Below are 1,866 nucleotides of genomic sequence, written 5' to 3'. Positions count from 1 at the left end.
GTCGCGACGTGGCTGCGCACGGCAGCGTCCCCGGACACGGGCGACGAAGGCTCGGGCGACGGAGGCACGGCCGAACGCGGCACGGATGCAGCAGATCGGCCGGGCGCCTCGGCGAGCGGATCCGGCGTGCTCGCGGTCCCTGTCGTCGCGACGATCGCCGGTCTCGCCGTCCTCCTGGTTTCGAGCAGGCACGGAGAGTCACAGGTGACGGTGGGGCTCGCCGCCGCCACCCTCGTCGTCTCGTCCGCCCGCACGGTCATCGCATTCCGGGAACTCGGCCGGATGGGCGATCTCGCCAGGCTGGCCCGCAGCGACGACCTCACCGGGCTCCCGAACCGGCGGGCCCTCTACGCCGAAGTGCCCGCCCGGCTGGCCCTCGGCGGGCGCAACGCCCTGCTCCTGCTCGACCTGGACCGGTTCAAGGAGGTCAACGACAGTCTCGGGCACGACGTCGGGGACGTGCTCCTCGTACAGGTGGGCCTGCGGATCGGTGCCCAGCTCGGCGCGGACGACCTCCTCGTGCGGCTCGGCGGCGACGAATTCGCGATCTTCCTCCGCGACTCCGGCCGGGAAGAGGCCGAAGTCGTCGCGATGAAGGTGCGATCCGCCCTCGCGGCGCCGCACACGCTCGAAGGCATCTCGCTGCAGTCGAGCGCGAGCATCGGGATCGCGCTGAGCCCCGAGCACGGCGAGAGCCTCGGCATCCTGATGCGCAAGGCCGACATGGCGATGTACCGGGCCAAGGTGCGGCGCGGCGGACATCGCGTGTACCACCCGGTCGACGACAGCCATGGCGACACCCGGCTGCGCACCCTCGAGGAATTGCGCGCGGCGCTTGTGACCAACCAGCTGGTGCTGCACTACCAGCCGAAGGTCGACCTCTCCGGCGGGGAGGTGCGCGGGGTCGAGGCCCTCGTGCGCTGGAACCATCCGAAACGCGGCCTGCTCTACCCGAGCGAATTCCTCGAACTCGTCGAGGACGCCGGCCTGATGCAGACGCTGACGGAGCGGGTCCTCGAACTCGCACTCGACCAGGCCGCGGTGTGGCACCGTCGCGGCGAGAGGCTCACGATCGCGGTCAACCTCGCGGCGAGTTCGCTCCTCGACTCCGGCCTGCCTGAACGGGTCGGCGTCATGCTCACCGCGCGGGACCTCCCGGCGACTGCCCTCATGTTCGAGATCACCGAGGCCTTCCTGCTCGACGATCGCGGCCGGGCGAGCGACATCCTCGGGAGACTGCGTGCCCGCGGCATCCGCATCGCCGTCGACGACTTCGGCGTGGGTTACAGCTCGCTCGCCTACCTCCGCGAACTCCCGATCGACGAGCTCAAGCTCGACCGCTCGTTCGTGGCCCCCCTGAACGGTGACAAGCGCGCCGCCGCAGTGGTGTCGTCGAGCATCCACCTCGCCCACAGCCTGGGGCTGCGGATGGTGGCCGAGGGGGTCGAGGACGCCGAGGCGTACGCGCAGCTCGCGCGGTTCGGTTGCGACCAGGCCCAGGGCTACTACGTGTCTCCGCCGGTGCCCGCCGCCGTTCTCGACGAGTGGCTGGCCGCGCGCCTCACAGCGGACGCAGGTACAGTACAGGCGTGAACGATCAGGACAGCACCGCACTGCAGGGTCCAGGAGTCCAGGAGGCCGCCCCGCATCGCCCCGGAGTGAGCGGCCCGGGAGTGAGCGGCCCCGGAGCGGCCGGGATCGCCGGGTTCCTCGCCAGGCACCGCACCGCTGCCTGGGTCACGGCCGCGGCCGTCGCCTTCGCCCTGCTCGGCAGCGGCGCCGTCGTCGCCGGCGCGTCCACGCGCGCCTCCGCGCCGGTCTCCCTCCCGGTCACGGACTCCGCGACCCCGACGCCCACCCCTACCC

1 protein-coding gene and 1 pseudogene are annotated in these 1,866 nt (G+C 72.0%); both read left to right on the top strand.

The features are described from left to right. Nucleotides 1-1,593: putative bifunctional diguanylate cyclase/phosphodiesterase (locus tag QN345_RS18530; RefSeq protein WP_323509055.1), on the top strand; the 1,593-nt coding region annotated here is incomplete at its 5' end. Further along, nucleotides 1,590-1,866, top strand: a pseudogene (locus tag QN345_RS18525) (hypothetical protein); the annotation flags it as partial. The gene QN345_RS18530 and the pseudogene QN345_RS18525, both read left to right, overlap by 4 nt.

Origin of the sequence: Cryobacterium sp. 10I1 (assembly GCF_035019805.1) — a bacterium.
Classification (GTDB): domain Bacteria; phylum Actinomycetota; class Actinomycetes; order Actinomycetales; family Microbacteriaceae; genus Cryobacterium; species Cryobacterium glucosi.
Note: the sequence above shows the minus strand (reverse complement) of the source record. Positions and strands in the feature narration are given on the sequence as shown.